This is a genomic window from Rhizobium sp. NXC14, from assembly GCF_002117485.1.
GTDB lineage: Bacteria > Pseudomonadota > Alphaproteobacteria > Rhizobiales > Rhizobiaceae > Rhizobium.
The window spans coordinates 1,757,723-1,778,218 of sequence record NZ_CP021030.1 but is presented as its reverse complement, the minus strand read 5'-3'; the positions used below and the strand labels follow the sequence as shown (position 1 = coordinate 1,778,218).

Sequence of the window (20,496 nt, the reverse complement as noted above, 5' to 3'; positions counted from 1 at the left end):
CAACTAACAGATTCTGCGATCCTGTAAAGGAAAATCCGTGCGAGCGCCGACAAGTCTGCGTGTATTCAAAACGCCTTGTCTTGCAAAACGGCCTTGTCGCAACTGCCATTTATCCTTTAGCTAGAGCAGCTTCACAAAGGGCATTGTATGGGCCGTTCATTCCAGACGCTTTCCTTTATCGCCTCGCCGACGATGGAGGCGCTCGCAGCGCGCGAAGAGCTGATTCGCATCTATGGCGACGTGCCTCAGGACAAGGCTGATGTCATCGTCGCACTGGGCGGCGATGGCTTCATGCTGCAGACGCTGCACAGCACCATGAATTCGGGCAAGCTGGTCTACGGCATGAATCGCGGCTCGGTCGGCTTTCTGATGAATGATTACAGCACGGAACGGCTTCAGGAACGTATCTGCGTCGCCGTCGAAAACGCCTTCCGCCCTTTGAAGATGACGACGGCCAATGCCGACGGCACGAATTCCACAGCGCTCGCCATCAACGAGGTTTATCTTTTCCGTCAGTCTTATCAGGCCGCGAATCTGAGGGTGGTGGTCGACGGGCGCGTACGGCTGGAGGAGCTGATCTGCGACGGGCTGATGGTGGCCACCCCAGCGGGATCGACGGCCTATAATCTTTCCGCCCATGGCCCCATCCTGCCGCTCGAGGCGCCACTGCTCGCCATGACGCCGGTCAGCGCTTTCAGGCCGCGGCGCTGGAGGGGCGCCCTGCTTCCGAACAAGGTGACTGTCGATATCGACGTGCTCGAACCGGTGAAGCGGCCGGTGAATGCGGTGGCAGACAATACGGAGGTCAAATCGGTGCTGCATGTCCGCATCGCCCAGTCGGAGCATATGACGGCGCGTATCCTCTCCGATCCGGACCGCTCCTGGTCCGACCGCATTCTCGCCGAGCAGTTCAAGGATTGAAATGATGGCAATGCGCCTGACATTGATGGCCACGGTTTTCCTCGCTGGATGCTCGGCCGCGATCGCCGCTCCCGCGCAGGACGTCATCCTGCCGGCTTCTGTGATTTTCGCGACCAGCACCGGCTACTGGGAGGATGACGGCAACGCACCTGATGTCGAGCGGGCGCCCACCGCTGCCGAAAGCGTGTCCGCCCCTCAGCAAAAGCGCCACGGCTATTACAAGCTCTTTGCCGTGCGTCAGCCGGACAGGACATCGAAAGTCTATCTTCAGCAGATTGTCCAGACCGAGACCGGTCCGGCGATTGCCTCGACCATCGAGCTGCAGGAGATCAGCGACCTGAAGCCATACGTGACCGATATCCGCCCCGAAAACTCGAGCGGCATCATCAAGCAACCCGGCCTCTTCGCTACGATCTATCTGAAGACCGATCCCGCAGCCGAGCCGGACGGCTGGACCGTGCTGATTGACGAACTCGGCGACATCACCATCGAGAAAGCGACCAATTGAGCAGCGAGACGCTGTTCGCACAGGCGAGGAAGATGAAACTCGGCTTTCGCGAGGGCATCCTCTATGACGACCGGAGACTGGACTGGGACGCAGCCGGTCCAAGGCCCGTCCGCTGGTCGCTATGGTATCCGGCTGCCGATAACGCGCAGGAATGCGAGATCCAGGAGAGAAGCTGGTTTCGGAAGGCGGCGGTCGCTCGCGACGCACCGATTCGGCCCTCAGACAGGCCTTATCCCCTCGTCCTGCTGTCACATGGCACTGGTGGATCTGCGGCCGGACTGGAATGGCTGGCGCGACGCCTGGTCGATCGCGGATTTGCAGCGCTCGGCGTCGATCATCACGGCAATACGGGCAGTGAGCCCTATCGCGCCGAAGGTTTTGCCTGTCTCTGGGAACGGGCGCCAGATCTGAGCTTGATGCTCGACCGCTGTCGCGACTGGCTTGGCCATTTTGCCGGTCGGATCGATGCGGACCGTGTATTCGCGGTCGGATTTTCGGCCGGAGCCTATAGCGTCATGCTGCTTCTCGGCGCCGTCACCCAGTTCTCGCAGTTCGAACGGTCACGGCTGAAGCCGGGTGGTCCACGAGGCCCGAGGGAATTTCCCGACCTCGCCGATCATATTCCCTCACTGCTTCGCACCAGCGATGTTTTTCGCGAATCATGGTTCCGCATGTCGCGATCCTATCGGGACGACAGGATCACAGCGGCGGTCCTCTGCGCGCCGGGTCGCTCCGTTCTCAGCTTCGGCGCGGATAGCCTGAAAGCTGTCGTGGCGCCCTCTCTTATCCTTGTCGGCGATGCCGACAAGGCGGCACCGGCTGAGGAATGTTCTTGCTGGCTGCATGAGCGCCTGACACGCAGCGCGCTAAAAATCTTCGGCGGCGGCCTCGGGCATTATGTCTTTGTGCCGGAGGGCACGGGGCTCGGCATGGCCTTTGCCGCCGAGCTCTTCACCGACCCGCCGGGCATCGAGCGGGGGGCCGTTCATGACGAGATTGCCGCTCTTTCCGCAGCGCTGTTTCATGACGGCGATGGCGGCGCGATAGGCAGAACAAAGAAAGCCCCGTTTCCGGGGCTTTGATTTCCATGATGCTGATTGTCAGTCGACATCCTCGACGACCGCATCGGCGGCGCCGCTGATACGGTGGGCAAGGGCCGCTTCCATGAATTCGTTCAGATCGCCGTCGAGCACGTCATCCGGAGCAGTGCTGGCGACGCCTGTGCGCAGGTCCTTGACCAGCTGGTAAGGCTGCAGCACGTAGGAGCGGATCTGATGACCCCAGCCGATATCCGTCTTGGAAGCGGCTTCGGCGTTGGCAGCCTCTTCGCGCTTCTTCAACTCTGCTTCGTACATCCGGGCACGCAGCATTTCCCAGGCCTTGGCACGGTTCTTGTGCTGCGAACGTTCCTGCTGGCAGGCCACCACGATCCCGGTCGGGATATGGGTGATGCGCACGGCCGAGTCCGTCGTGTTGACGTGCTGGCCGCCGGCGCCTGACGAACGATAGGTATCGATGCGGCAATCGCTTTCGTTGATGTCGATGTTGATCGAGTCGTCGACGACCGGATAGACCCAGATCGACGAGAAGGACGTATGGCGCCGCGCATTGCTGTCGTAGGGGGAAATGCGCACCAGACGATGTACGCCCGATTCTGTCTTCAGCCAGCCATAGGCATTGTGGCCCTTGACGAGCAGGGTCGCGGACTTGATCCCCGCCTCTTCGCCGTCATGGACTTCGAGAAGCTCGACCTTGAAGCGCTGCCGTTCCGCCCAGCGGGTGTACATGCGCAACAGCATGTTGGCCCAGTCCTGGCTTTCGGTGCCGCCGGCGCCGGAATGGACTTCGAGATAGGTGTCGTTGCTGTCGGCCTCCCCGGAGAGCATCGCCTCCACCTGACGGCGCGCGGCCTCGGCCTTCAGTGCTTTCAAGGCATCCTCGGCCTCTTTGACGATGCCCTCGTCGCCCTCTTCCTCGCCGAGTTCGACCAGCTCGACATTGTCTTTCAGCTGCTGTTCCAGCTGCCGAACGCCGTTAATGCCGTCCTCGAGCTGCTGACGCTCGCGCATCAGCTTCTGGGCTTCCTGCGCATCGTTCCAGAGGTTCGGATCCTCTGCCTTGTTGTTCAACCAGTCCAGTCGTCTTATTGCCTGGTCCCAGTCAAAGATGCCTCCTCAGCAGGGTGATAGCCTGCTTGGTTTCATCGACCACGTTTTCGATTTCCGCTCGCATTTTCCTGCTTCTCTGTAACGGTCTTCTTCAAGTGCTGGTGACATAGAGACGCCCGCCGCGGATGTAAAGAGCCGGGGCGGGTTTCCAAAATTGGGTGAAGACTCAGAAGAGTCCTGGCGTGCCGGTCTGAACGGCCTGGTTGGCTTGCGGCGAGGTCTTCAGGATCTCCTCCGGCGCCATGGTGCTGTCCATGCCGATGACGGAGAAGCTGTCGGCAGGTCCGGTGCCGGGTTTGAAGGCCTCGACGATCGTGTTCGGATCGCCGTCGGCGGCGGCCATGCCGGTCTTGCGGTCGATCGGGATCAGGTTCATGCCCTGTGGAATGACGAACTTCGATTCCGGCATGTCCTTGACGGCGGCCTGCATGAATTCGTTGAAAATCGGGGCGGATAGACCGCCGCCGGTGCCGCCGCGGCCGAGCGGGGCCGGCGTATCGAAGCCCATATAGAGGCCGGCGACGAGATCCGGCGTGAAACCGACGAACCAGGCATCCTTTTCGTCATTGGTGGTGCCGGTCTTTCCGGCGACGTCGCGACCGCCGAGATCAATCTTGCCGGCGGCGGTGCCGCGCTGGATGACGCCCTGCATCATCGAGGTGATCTGGTAGGCGGTCATCGGGTCAAGGACGGTTTCGCGGTTGTCGACGACATTCGGCTCTTCCTGGTTCTGCCAGTCGCTGGCATTGCAGCCCTCGCAAAGGCGCTCCTCATGCTTGAAGATCGTCTTGCCATAACGGTCCTGGATACGGTCGATCAGGGTCGGCTTGATCTGCTTGCCGCCATTGGCAATGACCGAATAGGCCGAGACCATGCGCAGCACTGTCGTGTCGCCCGCGCCGAGCGACATCGAGAGAACCGGCAGCATGTGATCGTAGATACCGAAGCGTTCGGCATATTCGGCAACGATATTCATGCCGAGATCGTTGGCGAGTCGCACCGTCATCAGGTTGCGCGAATGCTCGATGCCTGAGCGCAGTGTCGACGGGCCGCCGACTTCGCCGCCGTAGTTTTCGGGCTTCCAAACCTGGCCGCCCGAGACGATCTCAATCGGCGCGTCCATGATGACGGAGGCCGGCGTATAACCGTTGTCCATCGCCGCGGCGTAGACGAAAGGCTTGAACGAGGAGCCCGGCTGGCGCATCGCCTGAGTGGCGCGGTTGAATTCGGACTGGCCATAGGAGAAGCCGCCGACCATGGCGAGCACGCGGCCGGTCTTCGGATCCATGGCGACAAGCCCGCCCTGTACCTTCGGCGGCTGGCGCAGACGGTAGGAGGTCGACGCGTCGTCACCGAGCTTTTCGACATAGACGACATCGCCCGGGCTCAAGACACCGGCCGGCGATTTCGCCGTCTTGCGGGAGCCATCCGCCGAACGGTAGGCCCATTGCATGTTCTTGGCGTCGATGGTGCCGCGCTGACGGTCCGCCGCAACCTTGCCGCTCCCGTCCTTGGCCGGCTGCAGGCCAATATCGACATTGTTATCGGACACGGCGAGGACGACGGCGAGCCGCCATTCCGGAACGTCGGTTAGCGCGGGAATATCGGCAAGCGCCTTGCCCCAATCGCCGCTGGAGTCGATCTGCTTAATGGCCCCATGGAATCCACGGCGCTCGTCATAGGTCACGAGGCCATCCTGCAGCGCCTTACGGGCGGCGAGCTGCATTTGCGGATCGAGCGAAGTGCGCACGGAAAGGCCGCCCTCGTAAAGAACCTTCTCGCCATATTGATCGATCAGCTGGCGGCGCACGGCTTCGGCGAAGTAATCGGACGCGAAGAGCGAGGGACCGTTGCTGCGGGCGGTGACGCCGAGCGGCTGCTTCTTGGCTTCCGCGCCGTCGTTCTGGCTGACATAGCCGTTCTCGACCATGCGATCGATAACCCAGTTGCGACGCTCGAGCGCCGCCTCAGGATGGCGGAACGGATGATAATTGGCCGGGCCTTTCGGAAGCGATGCCAAATAGGCGGCCTCGGCGACAGTCAGCTCCGTAACCGACTTATTGAAATAGGTCAGCGCCGCGCCGGCGATGCCATAGGAATTCATCCCGAAGAAAATCTCGTTCAGGTAGAGTTCGAGAATCTTGTCCTTGCTGTAGGCCTGCTCGATACGAAAGGAGAGGATTGCTTCCTTGATCTTGCGGTCGATCGTCTGGTCCGAGCTCAAAAGGAAGTTCTTAGCCACCTGCTGGGTGATTGTGGAAGCACCGACGGGACGGCGGCCCGAACCGAAATTCTGCAGGTTGACGAGGATTGCGCGGCCGAGACCGGTGAGGTCGACGCCCGGGTGGTTGTAGAAATTCTTGTCCTCGGCCGACAGGAAAGCGGCCTTCACGCGGTCGGGAATGGCCTGGATCGGCAGGAAAAGACGCTTTTCTTTAGCATATTCGGCCATGAGAGCGCCGTTGCCGGCATGGACGCGGGTCGTCACCGGCGGCGCGTAGCTGTTCAGAACGGCATAGTCCGGAAGATCCCTGGCGACATTAGCGAGATAGATAGCAATACCCGCCGCAGCGACCAGAAACAGGACGCAGGCCATTCCGAAGAAATATCCAAGAAGTCTAAGCATATTTTCAGCTACCGGTCTCTTCGATCCGCAATCTGCGCAGGCGCAACGATTGCACAGATCGAGACAATTTGCACGTTGCGCGCGGCTTACTCCATGAGCGCTACCGCCACAAGCCGATTCCGCGCCTCAAGCTAGGAAACATAAGCCGGAGTAACGGCGCGAATGTGAGCAAAATAGGGCTCGGCCCGCCGCATTCGTCGCTTCGGCAGCGTTTCATCGGGACTGTCACATCCAAGCAACGCCCTTGCCCGCCGACAAGCCGAAGCACGCCGTTCAGAACGTGATTCATCTGATGCGTCCAAGTCTCTGTTTTCATGGATTTCGCCAGAGCAAACTATCAGAATCTTCGGGCGGCGCTCTTATCCGCCATTCGCCACAACGCCGGTACGGTATCGCTTCACCGCCTCGGTCAGGAGATCGGCAATCCTGGTGCGCCAGGTTTCGTCGAGCAGCAGTTTTTCGTCTTCGGCATTCGACAGGAATCCGAGCTCGAGCAGGATCGACGGCACGTCGGGGGCCTGCAGCACGCGGAAGCCGGCGTGGCGGTGCGGATTGTTGATGGTGCCGACTTGGTCCTTGAAGGAATTCAGCACGATCTCGGCCAGCGAGATCGAAAAGGCCTGCGTCTCGCGCCGCGTCAGATCGAGCAGGATGTCGGCGACCTCGGGCGGCTCGGCGACTACCTCCTTGCCGGCGATCTGGTCGGAAAGGTTTTCGCGTTCGGCAAGATCGGCTGCGAGCTTGTCGGAGGCCTTGTCCGAAATCGTATAGACCGTTGCGCCGCGGATATCCTTCTGTTTCAGCGTATCGGCATGCAGTGAAATGAACAGGCCGGCATGGTTCTGGCGGGCGATCAGCACCCGCTGGGAAAGCGACAGGAACTCGTCGTCGCTGCGCGTCAGGAACGCCTTGATGCCCGGCTCCTTGTTCAGCCGGTCGGCCAGTGCCCTGGCGAAGGCAAGCGTCAACTGCTTTTCCTCGGTCTTCGTATCGACGCCGATTGCGCCGGTGTCGATGCCGCCATGGCCGGCGTCGACGGCAATGACGAAATCGCCGGGGGCGGCTTTCTCCGGCGCCGGAATGGCGCTCGTCGTCTGAGCCGCCTCGGTCCGATCATCCCACGATTGTGTCTTCACCAGTTCGGCAAAGGCCTCCTTATCGATCATTTCGGCGTCGAGCACCAGGCGATGACCCCTGCCCGCCTCGTCGGCCTGCACCTTGGCGAGCGAGAGCTTCACCGGCCTTGCCGCTGTCAGCACGATGCGGGCGCTCTCCTCATCCATCTTGCCGTAGCGGATATCCTTGAAGAGGCCGCGAGCGGCCAAATCCTTCCCAGGGAAACCGAAGGCGGTGGCCGGCAGATCGACGACGATCCGCTCCGGATTGGCGATATAATGGACGGAGAAACGCGGTTCGCGGTCGAAATCGATGACGATGCGCGTCCTGGCGTCATCGCCGATGATGCGCGCCCCATAAGCGAGCAGCGGATCCTTCGTCTCGGCCGAACCCGCGAGGCCAGGCAGGAGGCAACCTGCAATGAGCACCGCCGTCTGAACCCGCCTTGCGAATGTCGATCGCCGCGTTGCGGACTGCGCCGCGATCCGAGCCCTCTTAAACAATAAACCGTCACACCCTATTTGTAACCGCGATGGACCTGATATGGCCGGATCGACGCTCGATAGCGAGACGCCTTGCGACCTGCCGAATCGCGGTCACCTGCCCCCAGTTTCTATGCGATTCGAAATCCATCAATATTATGGCACATTTGGCTTTTCCCTTGCTATTGTGACACAGAAAACATACAACGCATTTTAGGGTAGAAGTGTTGACGGGATAGAGTCGCCGCAAGGGCTGCCAGCCAGATCTGGACCTGGCGCCACATCGGTCATCGTCCGCCGTCTCATGCGCTTCAACCCGGGAACTGGATCCTGATTTTCCGGCTTCTGTCGGAACTTCATTGGTGGATCAGCCACCACGCTCTCAGGGAGCAACCCTCATCGGACCCGAACCGGGTCTTCGTATTTGTCGATCACGCTTGGTTGTTGATGGTTTCGCAGCAGGTTTTATCTGAAGTGTACAGGCCCCGGACCGAAACGGTTCCGGCTGCGGTCTGGCTGCTGCTCTTCCCTTCGCGTCAAGCGCGACTTTCAATATCCGGCGCGGCCACGGTGGACCGCATTCTTTCTGTTTCAACAGCAGTCGGGAATGCGCTCTCGCGGCCACGCCGAGGAGCACAGCTTACATGGCAGACAAAATGCTTATCGATGCGTCTCACGAGGAAGAGACGCGCGTCGTTGTCGTTCGCGGGAACCGCATAGAAGAATTTGACTTCGAGTCGCAGCACAAGAAGCAGATCCGCGGCAATATCTATCTTGCAAAGGTAACGAGGGTCGAGCCCTCGCTGCAGGCCGCCTTCGTCGATTACGGCGGCAACCGGCACGGCTTCCTGGCCTTCGCCGAAATCCATCCCGATTATTATCAGATACCGCTCGCCGACCGTCAGGCACTGCTTCGAGCCGAAGCCGAGGAGCATCGCCGCGACGAAGACGTCGAACACGTCGAAACCGCACCGGTCGTCGATCTTTCGACCCAGGACCAGCCGGATGTCGGCATCGTGCCGGCAGAGGCACCGGCTGCCGTAACGGAAGAGGCCGCGGCGGAAAAGGTTGCCGTAACGGCAGAGGTGGCAGCATCGCCTGAAGCCGCCGAGGAAGCGCCAGCCAAGAAGGCAAGGCCGCGCCGGAGCCGCAAGAAGGTTGCCGAAACGACCGCGACCGAGGATGCCGTTCCGACTGACGTCGAAGCCGAAGGCGCTGCAAGCGTCGACAACGACGATGACGCCCCTGCCGGCGGCACGATGGCCGCGATGGTGGAAACCGACACGATCTCCGAGGACATCGACACCAGCAAGCGTCGCCACGATGACGACGATGACGACGATGATCACGGTGAAGAGGAAGTCATCGAATCCGTCGGCGCCGAAGACGCGATGGAAGAAGTTCCGGACCGCGTGCAGCGCAAGCCGCGCAAGCAGTACCGCATCCAGGAAGTCATCAAGCGCCGCCAGATCCTGCTGGTGCAGGTCGCCAAGGAAGAGCGCGGCAACAAGGGTGCCGCTCTCACCACCTATCTCTCGCTTGCAGGCCGCTATTCGGTTCTGATGCCGAACACGGCGCGCGGTGGCGGCATTTCCCGCAAGATCACCAATCCGCAGGACCGCAAGCGCCTGAAGGAAATCGCCCGCATGCTCGAAGTGCCGCAAGGCATGGGCGTCATCCTTCGCACCGCCGGTGCGAACCGCACTAAGGTCGAGGTCAAGCGCGATTTCGAATATCTGATGCGCCTGTGGGAAAATGTCCGCACTCTGACGCTGGCGTCGACCGCTCCCTGCCTCGTCTATGAAGAGGGCTCGCTGATCAAGCGCTCGATCCGCGACCTCTACAACAAGGATATCGGCGAAATCATCGTTGCCGGCGAGGAAGGCTATCGTGAAGCGAAAGACTTCATGAAGATGCTGATGCCGAGCCATGCCAAGGTGGTTCAGCCCTACCGCGATATCCACCCGATCTTCTCGCGCTCCGGCATCGAGGCCCAGCTGGACCGCATGCTGCAGCCGCAGGTGACGCTGCGTTCCGGCGGCTATCTGATCATGAACCAGACGGAAGCGCTGGTTTCGATCGACGTCAACTCCGGCCGCTCGACGCGCGAACACTCGATCGAGGACACCGCGCTGCAGACGAACCTCGAAGCCGCGGAAGAAATCGCCCGCCAGCTTCGCCTGCGCGACCTCGCCGGCCTGATTGTCATCGACTTCATCGACATGGAAGAGAAGCGCAACAACCGCGCCGTCGAGAAGAAGCTGAAGGAATGCCTGAAGAACGACCGCGCCCGCATCCAGGTCGGCCGGATCTCGCATTTCGGCCTGCTCGAAATGTCACGCCAGCGCATCCGCGCTTCGGTTCTCGAATCGACGACCCAGGTCTGCTCGCATTGCGGCGGCACCGGCCACGTCCGTTCGCAGTCCTCCGTCGCCCTGCATGTGCTGCGCGGCATCGAGGAATATCTGCTGAAGAATACGACGCACAACATCACCGTGCGCACCACGCCCGACATCGCGCTCTACCTGCTCAACCACAAGCGCCAGACGATCGTCGATTACGAAGCGCGCTTTGGCGTAGCGATCATCATCGATGCCGACGGTTCGGTCGGCGCACAGCACTTTGCGATCGACCGCGGCGAGCCTGTCGAAAACCCAGTCAAGATCGAAAGCCTCTTCAACTTCGCAGCCATCCCCGAGGATGAGGACGACGACATCGTCATCGAGACTGATGAGGACGAAGACGAAGAACTCGAGGAAAAGGCTGCCGCGACCGAACGTCCCGCTGCGGCGCGTTCGGAAGGCGAAGGTGAAGGCAACCGCAAGCGCAAGCGTCGCCGCCGCCGTCGTGGCCGCAACGGCAATGCCGAGCAGCCGGCAGCCGCTGCAGGCGAAGCTGGCGACGAAGAGGAAGATGGCGACGATGAGGGCGCTGAGGGCGACGAAACCGCCGCCGCTGCACCCGAGAGCCGCGCCGAAAACGAGGAATCGCAGCGCCGCAAGCGCCGTCGCCGCGGCAAGCGCGGCGGTCGCCGCAATCGGGAGGACGGCTCCGAGCTGACGGCCAATGAAGCCGGCGAAGGCAGCGGCAGCGAGGATGAAGACGACGGCATTTCGGATGACGTCGCTCCAGGTGACGCCGCAATTGTCGAGACGGTTCCCGAACAGGCCGGCGAGAGCCAAGCTGTAACGGCTGCCGTCGAGGATATGGCCGTCATCGCCGAAGAGGTAAAGCCTGCCCGTGGCCGCGGCCGCCGCAAGCCCGCCGCAGCGCCGGTCGACGAACCAGTAGCGGAAGCAACACCCGCCGTTGAAGCCGAACCGGAGGTGGTCGAAGCTTCCGCCGATCTCGCAACGCCCGCCCAGGAAGAAGCAAAGCCGGTTCGCGCCAACCGCGAATCCAATATTTCTTCCTCAGAGCCGACGGTGAAATCCGCCCGTACCGAAAATGGCGAAGGCGACGAAGGCAAGCCGAAGAAAGCCGGCTGGTGGCAGCGCCGTGGCTTCTTCTGAACGCTGATTTTCGGACGTAAATGATGAGATCCGGCTGCGGCGACGCGGCCGGATTTTCGTTTATGGCGGCGGCATCGGCATCGACTTTCAGCAAGGCAGCGCGAGTACGTGTATTATTGAGATCACACACATGGGATGCGACCGTGCGAACGACTCTGGATATCGATAGGGGCTTGCTCGAAGCGGCAATGGCCGCCACGGGATTGGCGACGAAAAAGGCCATGATCGAACAGGCCTTGCGAAGCCTCGTCGACAGGCACCGTCAAAAGAATGCGATCGAAGATCTTGCAGTGATCGGCTGGGAAGGCGATCTCGACGAGATACGTCAATCCCCCGCTGACAATCAGGCGGCCGGGGGATAGAGCAGATCGACGATGTAGCTGGCGTCGAAGCGGGAGTCGAGCATGCCGTAGGTGGAGCGCCAGCCGCCGGCCAGGCGCGTCTCTATGAAGGCATCGGCAATGCGCCCTGCCCCGAGCCGGTAGAGCTCGGCGGCGCCGGCGGCAAGAGCCAGTTGCTCGACGAGCAGGCGTGCCGCGCCTTCGTCCTGTTCGCAGAGGGCGATTGCGGCGCGTAGCACGTCGATCGTTTTCGTCCCGGCGGGGCCGAGATCGCGCGCGAGGCCCGCAAAAACCGTTTCGAACAGATCCTTGCCACGGTTGAGCACCCGCAGCACATCCAGCGCCATGACGTTGCCGGAGCCCTCCCAGATGGCATTGACGGGAGCCTCCCGGTAATGACGGGCGATCGGCCGCTCCTCGATGTAACCGTTGCCGCCGATGCATTCCATCGCCTCGTAGATCAGCGCGGGTGCGATCTTGCAGCACCAGTATTTGGCGACGGGAGTCATGACGCGGGCATAGGCCGCTTCTTCGGCATTGCCGCGGGCCTTGTCGAAAGCATCGGCAAGACGGAAGGACAGCGCGGTGGCGGCCGCGACATCGAGCGCCATGTCGGCCAGCACGCGCGTCATGATCGGCTGATTGACGAGCATCCTGCCGAAGACGCTGCGGCCGCGCGTGTGATGCACGGCCTCGGCCAGCGAGGCGCGCATGATGCCGGAGGAGGCCAGTGCGCAGTCAAGCCGCGTCAACGTCACCATGTCGAGGATGGTGCGGATCCCGGCATCCGGGCCGCCGAGCAGGAAACCGAAGGTATCGGTGAACTCCACCTCTGAAGAGGCGTTGGACCGATTACCGACCTTATCCTTCAGTCGCTGGAACTGCAGTCCGTTCGCTGACCCGTCCTCCAGCAGGCGAGGCACGAGGAAGCAGCCCATGCCCTCCTTGGTCTGCGCCAGCATGATGAAGGCATCGCTCATCGGAGCCGACATGAACCATTTGTGGCCGGAAAGCCGGTAGATGCCTTCACTGACCTTTTCGGCAGCGCTGCGGTTGGCCCTGACATCGGTGCCGCCCTGCTTTTCGGTCATGCCCATGCCGATTGTCACCGCAGACTTCTGCATAGCGGGCCGGTTGGACGAATCATATTTGCGCGACAGGATCTTCGGCGCCCAGTCCTTCTGCACCGCAGGGGACGCCGACAGCGCGGCCACCGAAGCACTCGTCATCGTCAGCGGGCAGAGATGGCCAGATTCCAGCTGTGCCGTCAGGTAAAATCGCGCGGCGCGGACCTTGTGGCCTGCGTCCTTCGCCTCGATATCGGCCTGCGGATCCCAGACGGAGGAATGCAGGCCGACCGACATGGAGCGACGCATCAGCGCGTGCCAGGCGGGATGGAATTCGACGACATCGAGACGTTCGCCGCGCGGACCATGGGTGCGCAGCTGTGGCGCCCCCTGGTTTGCCATACGCGCCAGCTCCTGTGCCTCCGGCGAGGTGACGTAGCGGCCGATATTTTCCAGGTCTTCACGGATGCCGCGCGGCAGGGCCGCCGTCAGATCGACGATCAGAGGATCGGATCGATAGGCATTGATGCCGGACCACAGGCTCGGCTGGTTGAGTTCTGCGAGTTTGTCGTCAGTCCGGTTTGCGGAGGTCATTGTTCGCTTCTAGTGCAAGAACCCGGCAAGGAAAACCGGAAGTTATGATTCGCTTCATTCTGCTCTATCGGAATTCGGGCGAAAATGCATGGGGACATAAGCCTTTGCCCACAGCGCGTGCTTGCCCCGGCGGGCGGCACTCATTATAGACCCGCAAGAGACAGCAAGAGGCAGGGTCATGGTCTTTTTCCCCCACCGCCACCTCATTGGCATCAAGGGCCTCACCGAGCAGGATATCACCTATCTTCTCGACAAGGCGGACGAAGCCGTCAAGATCAGCCGCCAGCGAGAAAAGAAGACGTCGACGCTGCGCGGACTGACACAGATCAACCTCTTCTTCGAGGCATCGACCCGCACACAGGCCTCCTTCGAGCTTGCTGGCAAGCGGCTTGGCGCCGACGTGATGAACATGTCGGTCGGCAATTCCTCGGTGAAGAAAGGCGAAACGCTGATCGATACGGCGATGACGCTGAATGCAATGCGTCCGGACGTGCTGGTGATCCGCCATTCAAGCGCCGGTGCGGCCGCGCTTCTAGCCCAGAAAGTCTCCTGCTCGGTCGTCAATGCCGGCGACGGGCAGCACGAACATCCGACCCAGGCGCTGCTCGACGCGCTGACGATCCGCCGCGCCAAGGGCAAGCTTTCGCGGATCACCGTAGCGATCTGCGGCGACGTGCTGCACTCGCGCGTGGCGCGCTCCAATATCCTGCTGCTGAACGCGATGGGCGCACGCGTGCGCGTCGTCGCGCCCGCCACGCTGCTGCCCGCCGGCATCGCCGAGATGGGTGTCGAGGTGTTCCACTCGATGAAGGAAGGATTGAAGGACGCCGACGTCGTGATGATGCTGCGGCTGCAGCGCGAACGCATGTCCGGCGCCTTCGTGCCGTCGGTGCGCGAGTATTATCATTTCTACGGACTCGACGCCGAAACGCTGAAAGCAGCGAAGGACGATGCGCTGGTCATGCACCCCGGACCGATGAACCGCGGCGTCGAGATCGCCTCCGAGGTGGCCGATGGTCCGCAGAGCGTCATCGCCGAACAAGTGGAAATGGGGGTCGCCGTGCGCATGGCCGTCATGGAGACGCTGCTCGTCTCGCAGAACCAAGGTCCCCGAACCGACGGAATGATGGCATGAGCAACTCGATCGTCCTCAAGAATGTCCGCATCGTCGATCCCTCGCGCGATCTCGACGAGATTGGAACGATCATCGCTAAAAATGGCGTGATTCTTGCCGCCGGCAGCGGGGCGCAGAATCAGGGCGCGCCGGAAGGCGCCGTCGTGCGCGACTGCACCGGCCTCGTGGCGACCCCCGGCCTCGTCGATGCACGCGTCCATATCGGCGAGCCCGGCGGCGAGCACCGCGAGACGATCGCCTCGGCGAGCCGGGCGGCGGCAGCCGGCGGCATCACCTCGATCATCATGATGCCGGACACCGATCCCGTCATTGACGACATCGCGCTGGTGGAATTCGTCAGGAAGACGGCGCGGGACACGGCCAGCGTCAACGTCTATCCGGCAGCCGCCCTCACCAAGGGTCTTGCCGGCGAGGAGATGACGGAGATCGGCCTCTTGATGCAGGCGGGCGCCGTCGCCTTCACCGACGCCCATTCCAGCGTCCCTAACACACAGGTGCTGCGCCGAATCATGACCTATGCGCGCGAGTTCGGCGCCGTCATCTCCTGCGAGACCCGCGACAAATATCTCGGCGCCAATGGCGTCATGCATGAGGGACTTTTCGCCAGCTGGCTGGGGCTCTCCGGCATTCCGAAGGAAGCCGAGCTGATCCCACTCGAACGCGATCTCAGGGTGGCAGAGCTGACGCGCGGCCGTTATCATGCCCCGATGATCTCCGTGCCGGAATCGGTCGAAGCCATCGAACGCGCCCGGGGCCGTGGCGCCAAGGTGACCTCGGGCATCTCGATCAACAATCTGGCGCTCAACGAGAACGACATCGGCGAATACCGCACCTTCTTCAAGCTCTATCCGCCGTTGCGCCCGGAGGATGACCGGGTCGCCATGGCCGAGGCGCTTGCGAGTGGCGCGATCGACATCATCGTCTCCTCGCACGACCCGCAGGACGTCGACACGAAGCGCCTGCCGTTCGCAGAAGCGGCCGATGGCGCAGTCGGATTGGAAACGATGCTGGCAGCGGCCCTCAGGCTTCACCATGGCGGCCAGGTCGGCCTGATGCGGCTGATCGACGCCATGTCCACCCGCCCGGCACAAATCTTCGGCCTTGAAGCGGGCACGCTGAAGCCGGGTGCTGCGGCCGATATCACGCTGATCGATCTCGATGAGCCTTGGCTTGTCGCTAAAGACATGCTTCTCTCCCGCTCGAAGAACACGCCTTTCGAGGATGCCCGCTTCAGCGGGCGAGCGGTTGGGACTTACGTCTCGGGAAAGCTTGTCCACGCAGTTTAGAATCGACACCATCGCCGTTCATCCCCAGAGGGAAAAGGGCCGGACTTGAGGATAGCCACGGAGGGCTGAGGGGGCACATGTTATCCAATCTCATGTCATGGCAGATCACGCTGCCGATCGCACTTGCGGCTGCCGTCATCGGTTATCTCCTCGGCTCAATCCCCTTCGGCCTGATTCTCACCCGCGCCGCCGGCCTCGGCGATGTGCGCAGCATCGGCTCCGGCAATATCGGCGCGACCAATGTGCTCAGAACCGGAAATCGCAAGCTCGCCGCGGCAACCCTGCTGCTCGACGCCTTGAAGGCATCGGCGGCAGCCTGGATCGTCGGCTATTTCCTCGGTGAAGAGGCCGCGATCATCGCCGGCTTCTTCGCCTTCATCGGCCATCTCTTCCCCGTCTGGATCGGCTTCAAGGGCGGCAAGGGTGTCGCCACCTATATCGGCACGCTGCTCGGCGTCGCGCCGATCATGGTGGTGCTCTTCGCCGCCATCTGGCTGGCGGTCGCCGTCACCACCCGCTATTCCTCGCTGTCGGCCCTTGTCGCCATGCTCGTCATTCCGGTTGCCCTGTTGATATTGGGCAATGAAAAGGTCGCGGCCGTCATGGCGGTCATGACGCTCATCTCCTACTGGAAGCACAAGGCGAATATTTCGCGCCTGATGGGCGGAACGGAAAGCAAGATCGGGGCGAAGTGATAATGGATGCGCGGAGCGCGGGATCCACAGGCACGGTGCTCAGCGAAAGGCAGAGGATTGCCTGGCTGCGCCTGATTCGTTCCGACAACGTCGGCCCTGCAACTTTTCGCGATCTCATCAATCATTTCGGTTCGGCCGAGGCGGCACTCGCGGCGCTGCCAGAGCTTTCGGCGCGCGGCGGCGCGACACGGGGCATCCGCATTGCCGGCGAAGCCGAGGCGCACCGGGAACTGGAGGCGGCGCATCGTTTCGGCGCCCGCTTTGTCGGCATCGGCGAGCCGGACTATCCGCAGGCGCTGAAACAGATCGACGGTGCACCGCCGCTCCTTGCCGTCAAGGGCGCGCTTGCCGCCGCCAAACGACCGGCCGTCGGCATCGTTGGTTCCCGCAACGCCTCGGCCGCAGGCGCCAAATTCGCGGCGATGGTGGCGCACGACTGTGGCCGGGCGGGTTATACCGTGGTCTCCGGTCTGGCGCGCGGCATCGACACGGCAGCGCATCGGGCAAGTCTCGGCACGGGCACGATCGCCGCCCTTGCCGGCGGCCTCGACAAGCCCTACCCGGCGGAGAATATCCGTCTGATCGAAGAGATAACCGACGGCAACGGACTGGCGGTGAGCGAAATGCCTTTCGGCTGGGAGCCCCGCGCCCGCGATTTCCCGCGCCGGAACCGGCTGATTGCCGGCATTGCGCTCGGCGTGGTGATCGTCGAAGCGGCGATGCGCTCGGGCTCGCTGATCACGGCACGCCTCGCCGGCGAGTTCGGCCGCCTGGTGTTTGCCGTGCCGGGCTCGCCGCTCGATCCGCGCTGTCACGGCACCAACGGCCTGCTCAAGGACGGCGCCTCGATCGTTACCGAACCTGCCGATGTCATCGAGGCCTTGGCGCCGCTTGCGCAACTCGACCTCTTCCCTTTGTCGATGGTGGAGGAGCCGGCACGCGAGAGCAGAGCAATAACGATGCCGCCCGGCGATTCAGACCGGATGCGTGTCATCGGCGCGCTCGGACCGACGCCCGTCGAGATCGACGACGTCATCCGCCACACCGGCCTATCGGCATCCGCGGTTTATCTCATTCTCCTGGAACTCGACATATCAGGCAGGCTGCACCGGTATCAGGGCGGTTTCGTCTCGCTTTCCGATTGACGCTTGCGGGGTACGAGGGGGCGGCTTGCAAACGCAGGAACCGCGTGTCGAAAACGATAGCATTACAGCCAGAAGTTAAATTCCGTTGCGAATCCTGTTCCGATTGCACCAGATGCAAGGGGTAAAATTGTAGCAAACCCCTTGACCGCAGCGATTTCCCTGTCCATGTCGGAGGGCCAGTATCCAAGTTGCGCTGCGTGTTGCGCTGGCTCCCACGCCGGCGTGGCTGTTTTTAGAGAATCATCATGAATGTTGTAGTGGTGGAATCGCCTGCCAAGGCCAAGACGATCAACAAGTATCTGGGTTCGGGATACAAAGTGCTCGCCTCCTTCGGCCATGTGCGCGATCTGCCTGCCAAGGACGGCTCCGTTCTTCCCGATCAGGATTTCGAAATGCTCTGGGAGGTCGACGGCGCTTCGGCCAAGCGGATGAAGGACATCGCTGATGCGGTGAAGTCCTCCGACGGGCTCTTTCTCGCGACCGACCCTGACCGCGAAGGCGAAGCGATTTCATGGCACGTCCTTGACATGCTGAACAAGAAGCGGGTGCTGAACGGCAAGTCCGTCAAGCGCGTCGTCTTCAATGCAATCACCAAGAAGGCCGTCCTCGATGCGATGGCCGATCCGCGTGATATCGACGTGCCGCTGGTCGACGCTTATCTGGCGCGCCGCGCGCTCGACTATCTCGTCGGTTTCAATCTTTCGCCGGTTCTGTGGCGCAAGCTGCCGGGCGCGCGTTCGGCCGGCCGCGTCCAGTCGGTCGCGCTTCGTCTGGTCTGCGATCGCGAATCCGAAATCGAGCGCTTCATTTCGGAAGAGTACTGGAATATCTCGGCGCTGCTGAAGACGCCGCGCGGCGACGAATTTGAGGCAAGGCTGGTTTCGGCGCATGGCAAGCGGCTGCAGCCGCGGGCGATCGGCAACGGCGAGGATGCGGGCCGGCTGAAGGCATTGCTCGAAGGCGCCAGCTATATCGTCGATACGGTCGAGGCAAAACCGGTCAAGCGCAATCCGGGACCGCCGTTCACCACCTCGACGCTGCAGCAGGCCGCCTCCTCCAATCTTGGCTTCTCCGCCTCACGCACCATGCAGATCGCCCAGAAGCTCTATGAGGGTGTTGATATCGGCGGCGAGACGGTCGGTCTCATCACCTATATGCGAACCGACGGCGTACAGATGGCCCCGGAAGCGATCGGTGCTGCGCGCAGCGCCATCCTCGACCAGTTCGGCGAGCGTTACCTGCCTGAGAAGGCGCGCCTCTATTCCACCAAAGCGAAGAACGCCCAGGAGGCGCACGAGGCGATCCGTCCGACCGATTTCTACCGCTCTCCTGACCGCGTGCGCAAATTCCTCGATGCAGACCAGATCCGGCTCTACGAGCTGATCTGGAAGCGCGGCATCGCCAGCCAGATGGCGTCGGCCGAGATCGAGCGCACCACGGCCGAAATTACCGCCGACAATAAGGGCGAGAAGGCCGGCCTGCGCGCCGTCGGTTCGGTCATCCGCTTCGACGGCTTCATCGCCGCCTATACCGACCAGAAGGAGGACGGCGAGCAGAGCGATGACGGCGACGAGGATGGCCGTCTGCCGGAGATCAATGCGCGCGAGACGCTCGCCAAGCAGAAAATTAATTCGACCCAGCATTTCACCGAGCCGCCGCCGCGCTATTCGGAAGCCTCGCTGATCAAGAAGATGGAAGAGCTCGGCATCGGGCGTCCCTCGACCTATGCCGCCACACTGGCGACACTGCGCGACCGCGACTATGTGACAATCGACAAACGTAAACTCATCCCGCAGGCCAAGGGCCGGCTGGTGACGGCTTTCCTCGAAAGCTTCTTCACCAAATATGTCGAATATGATTTCACCGCCGACCTCGAGGAGAAGCTCGACCGGATTTCCGCCGGCGAATTGAACTGGAAGCAGGTGCTGCGCGATTTCTGGAAGGACTTCTTCGCGCAGATCGAAGACACGAAGGAACTGCGCGTCACCAACGTGCTCGATTCGCTGAACGAGGCGCTGGCGCCGCTCGTCTTCCCGAAACGCGAAGATGGCGGCGACCCCAGAATCTGTCAGGTCTGCGGCACCGGCAACCTTTCGCTGAAGCTTGGCAGATACGGCGCCTTTGTTGGCTGCTCGAACTATCCGGAATGCAACTACACCCGCCAGCTCTCCTCCGAAAATGGCGGAGAAGCGGAGGGTGTCTCGCTCAACGAACCGAAGAGCCTCGGCACCGACCCGACGACAGGCGAGGAACTGACGCTCCGTTCCGGCCGCTTCGGTCCCTATATCCAACGCGGCGATGGCAAAGAGGCCAAACGCGCCTCGTTGCCGAAGGGCTGGAAGCCTGAGGATATCGACTATGAAAAGGCGATGGCGCTGATCTCGCTGCCGCGCGATATCGGCAAACACCCTGAAACGGGCAAGATGATCTCCTCGGGCATCGGCCGTTACGGGCCGTTCCTTCTGCATGACGGTTCCTATGCCAATCTGGAAACCGTTGAGGATGTCTTCTCCGTCGGCCTCAACCGCGCCGTGACACTGATTGCCGAAAAAGCCAACAAGGCGCCGGGCCGGGGTGCGCGCGGTACGCCGGCGGCGCTGAAGACCCTCGGCGATCATCCCGAGGGCGGCGCCATCACTGTTCGCGACGGCAAATATGGCCCCTATGTCAACTGGGGCAAGGTCAACGCCACCCTGCCGAAGGGCAAGGATCCGCAAGCGATCACCATTGAGGAGGCGCTTGCGCTGATCACGGAAAAGGCCGGCAAGGCTCCCGTGGGCAAGGCGGCCAAAGGGAAAGCCAAGCCGAAGGCGGCCGCCGCCGAAGCCAAGACAACCAAGACGGCCGCCAAGCCGAAGGCAGCGAAGGCCAAGGCGCCCGCGAAATCGAAAAAGAGCTGA

General features: G+C 62.0%; 14 protein-coding genes. 10 read left to right on the top strand and 4 right to left on the bottom strand.

Annotated elements, in window-relative coordinates; translation table 11 throughout:
• Positions 1–147 precede the first annotated feature (147 nt).
• From NXC14_RS08655 to NXC14_RS08645, 3 genes are read left to right on the top strand one after another with little or no spacing between them, the layout of a single operon-like run.
• Complete coding sequence (locus tag NXC14_RS08655) at positions 148–921, top strand: NAD kinase (RefSeq protein WP_011424966.1); 774 nt, start codon at positions 148–150, stop codon at positions 919–921.
• A 4-nt stretch (positions 922–925) separates the two neighbouring features.
• Positions 926–1,429: a hypothetical protein gene (locus tag NXC14_RS08650; RefSeq protein ID WP_085780041.1), complete on the top strand. Its 504-nt coding sequence runs from the start codon at positions 926–928 to the stop codon at positions 1,427–1,429.
• 32 nt (positions 1,430–1,461) lie between these two features.
• Positions 1,462–2,511 (top strand): dienelactone hydrolase, encoded by a 1,050-nt coding sequence (locus NXC14_RS08645; RefSeq protein WP_085780040.1) that lies wholly within the window; start codon positions 1,462–1,464, stop codon positions 2,509–2,511.
• Positions 2,512–2,529: 18 nt separating this feature from the next.
• Here NXC14_RS08645 and prfB read toward each other — a convergent pair.
• From prfB to NXC14_RS08630, 3 genes are all read right to left on the bottom strand, one after another.
• A protein-coding gene (prfB, locus tag NXC14_RS08640; protein ID WP_198175513.1) for a peptide chain release factor 2 occupies positions 2,530–3,661 on the bottom strand; the annotation gives its coding sequence in 2 pieces (ribosomal slippage) (positions 2,530–3,591 and positions 3,593–3,661; 1,131 coding nt in all).
• Positions 3,662–3,763: 102 nt separating this feature from the next.
• Positions 3,764–6,223 carry a penicillin-binding protein 1A gene (locus tag NXC14_RS08635; protein WP_085777810.1) on the bottom strand — a complete coding sequence of 820 codons (2,460 nt, stop codon included), beginning with the start codon at positions 6,221–6,223 and terminating at the stop codon, positions 3,764–3,766.
• Positions 6,224–6,582: 359 nt separating this feature from the next.
• Positions 6,583–7,842, bottom strand: coding sequence for an N-acetylmuramoyl-L-alanine amidase (locus tag NXC14_RS08630; protein WP_085777809.1), 1,260 nt, complete (start codon positions 7,840–7,842; stop codon positions 6,583–6,585).
• A 623-nt stretch (positions 7,843–8,465) separates the two neighbouring features.
• Here NXC14_RS08630 and NXC14_RS08625 point away from each other — a divergent pair.
• On the top strand, positions 8,466–11,333 hold the full coding sequence (locus NXC14_RS08625) for a ribonuclease E/G (RefSeq protein WP_085777808.1): 2,868 nt from the start codon (positions 8,466–8,468) through the stop codon (positions 11,331–11,333).
• A gap of 143 nt (positions 11,334–11,476) precedes the next feature.
• Entirely contained in the window at positions 11,477–11,695 is a 219-nt protein-coding gene (locus tag NXC14_RS08620) for a type II toxin-antitoxin system VapB family antitoxin (protein WP_085777807.1), read from the top strand.
• Here NXC14_RS08620 and NXC14_RS08615 read toward each other — a convergent pair.
• Positions 11,677–13,335: an acyl-CoA dehydrogenase family protein gene (locus tag NXC14_RS08615; protein ID WP_085777806.1), complete on the bottom strand. Its 1,659-nt coding sequence runs from the start codon at positions 13,333–13,335 to the stop codon at positions 11,677–11,679. The genes NXC14_RS08620 and NXC14_RS08615 overlap by 19 nt on opposite strands.
• Positions 13,336–13,513: 178 nt before the next feature.
• On the opposite strand from NXC14_RS08615, the gene NXC14_RS08610 reads away from it, so the two are divergent.
• The 5 genes from NXC14_RS08610 (at position 13,514) to topA (ending at position 20,496) form a co-directional block, all read left to right on the top strand.
• Positions 13,514–14,470: an aspartate carbamoyltransferase catalytic subunit gene (locus NXC14_RS08610; RefSeq protein ID WP_085777805.1), complete on the top strand. Its 957-nt coding sequence runs from the start codon at positions 13,514–13,516 to the stop codon at positions 14,468–14,470.
• Positions 14,467–15,756, top strand: a complete 1,290-nt coding sequence (locus tag NXC14_RS08605) for a dihydroorotase (protein WP_085777804.1) — start codon at positions 14,467–14,469, stop codon at positions 15,754–15,756. Before NXC14_RS08610 ends, NXC14_RS08605 begins: the two co-directional genes overlap by 4 nt.
• A 77-nt stretch (positions 15,757–15,833) precedes the next feature.
• On the top strand, positions 15,834–16,451 hold the full coding sequence (gene plsY, locus NXC14_RS08600) for a glycerol-3-phosphate 1-O-acyltransferase PlsY (protein ID WP_085777803.1): 618 nt from the start codon (positions 15,834–15,836) through the stop codon (positions 16,449–16,451).
• 2 nt (positions 16,452–16,453) lie between these two features.
• Positions 16,454–17,596, top strand: coding sequence for a DNA-processing protein DprA (dprA, locus tag NXC14_RS08595; protein ID WP_085777802.1), 1,143 nt, complete (start codon positions 16,454–16,456; stop codon positions 17,594–17,596).
• A 245-nt stretch (positions 17,597–17,841) separates the two neighbouring features.
• On the top strand, positions 17,842–20,496 hold the full coding sequence (topA, locus tag NXC14_RS08590) for a type I DNA topoisomerase (RefSeq protein ID WP_085777801.1): 2,655 nt from the start codon (positions 17,842–17,844) through the stop codon (positions 20,494–20,496).

Bases quoted from the DNA above. Each gene is read 5' to 3' on its own strand.
- NXC14_RS08645 (WP_085780040.1), top strand. From the start codon at position 1,462: ATGAAACTCGGCTTTCGCGAGGGCATCCTCTATGACGACCGGAGACTG.
- NXC14_RS08635 (WP_085777810.1), bottom strand. From the start codon at position 6,223: ATGCTTAGACTTCTTGGATATTTCTTCGGAATGGCCTGCGTCCTGTTT.
- NXC14_RS08625 (WP_085777808.1), top strand. From the start codon at position 8,466: ATGGCAGACAAAATGCTTATCGATGCGTCTCACGAGGAAGAGACGCGC.
- NXC14_RS08615 (WP_085777806.1), bottom strand. From the start codon at position 13,335: ATGACCTCCGCAAACCGGACTGACGACAAACTCGCAGAACTCAACCAG.
- plsY (WP_085777803.1), top strand. From the start codon at position 15,834: ATGTTATCCAATCTCATGTCATGGCAGATCACGCTGCCGATCGCACTT.
- NXC14_RS08650 (WP_085780041.1), top strand. From the start codon at position 926: ATGGCAATGCGCCTGACATTGATGGCCACGGTTTTCCTCGCTGGATGC.
- NXC14_RS08605 (WP_085777804.1), top strand. From the start codon at position 14,467: ATGAGCAACTCGATCGTCCTCAAGAATGTCCGCATCGTCGATCCCTCG.
- dprA (WP_085777802.1), top strand. From the start codon at position 16,454: ATGGATGCGCGGAGCGCGGGATCCACAGGCACGGTGCTCAGCGAAAGG.
- NXC14_RS08655 (WP_011424966.1), top strand. From the start codon at position 148: ATGGGCCGTTCATTCCAGACGCTTTCCTTTATCGCCTCGCCGACGATG.
- NXC14_RS08610 (WP_085777805.1), top strand. From the start codon at position 13,514: ATGGTCTTTTTCCCCCACCGCCACCTCATTGGCATCAAGGGCCTCACC.
- topA (WP_085777801.1), top strand. From the start codon at position 17,842: ATGAATGTTGTAGTGGTGGAATCGCCTGCCAAGGCCAAGACGATCAAC.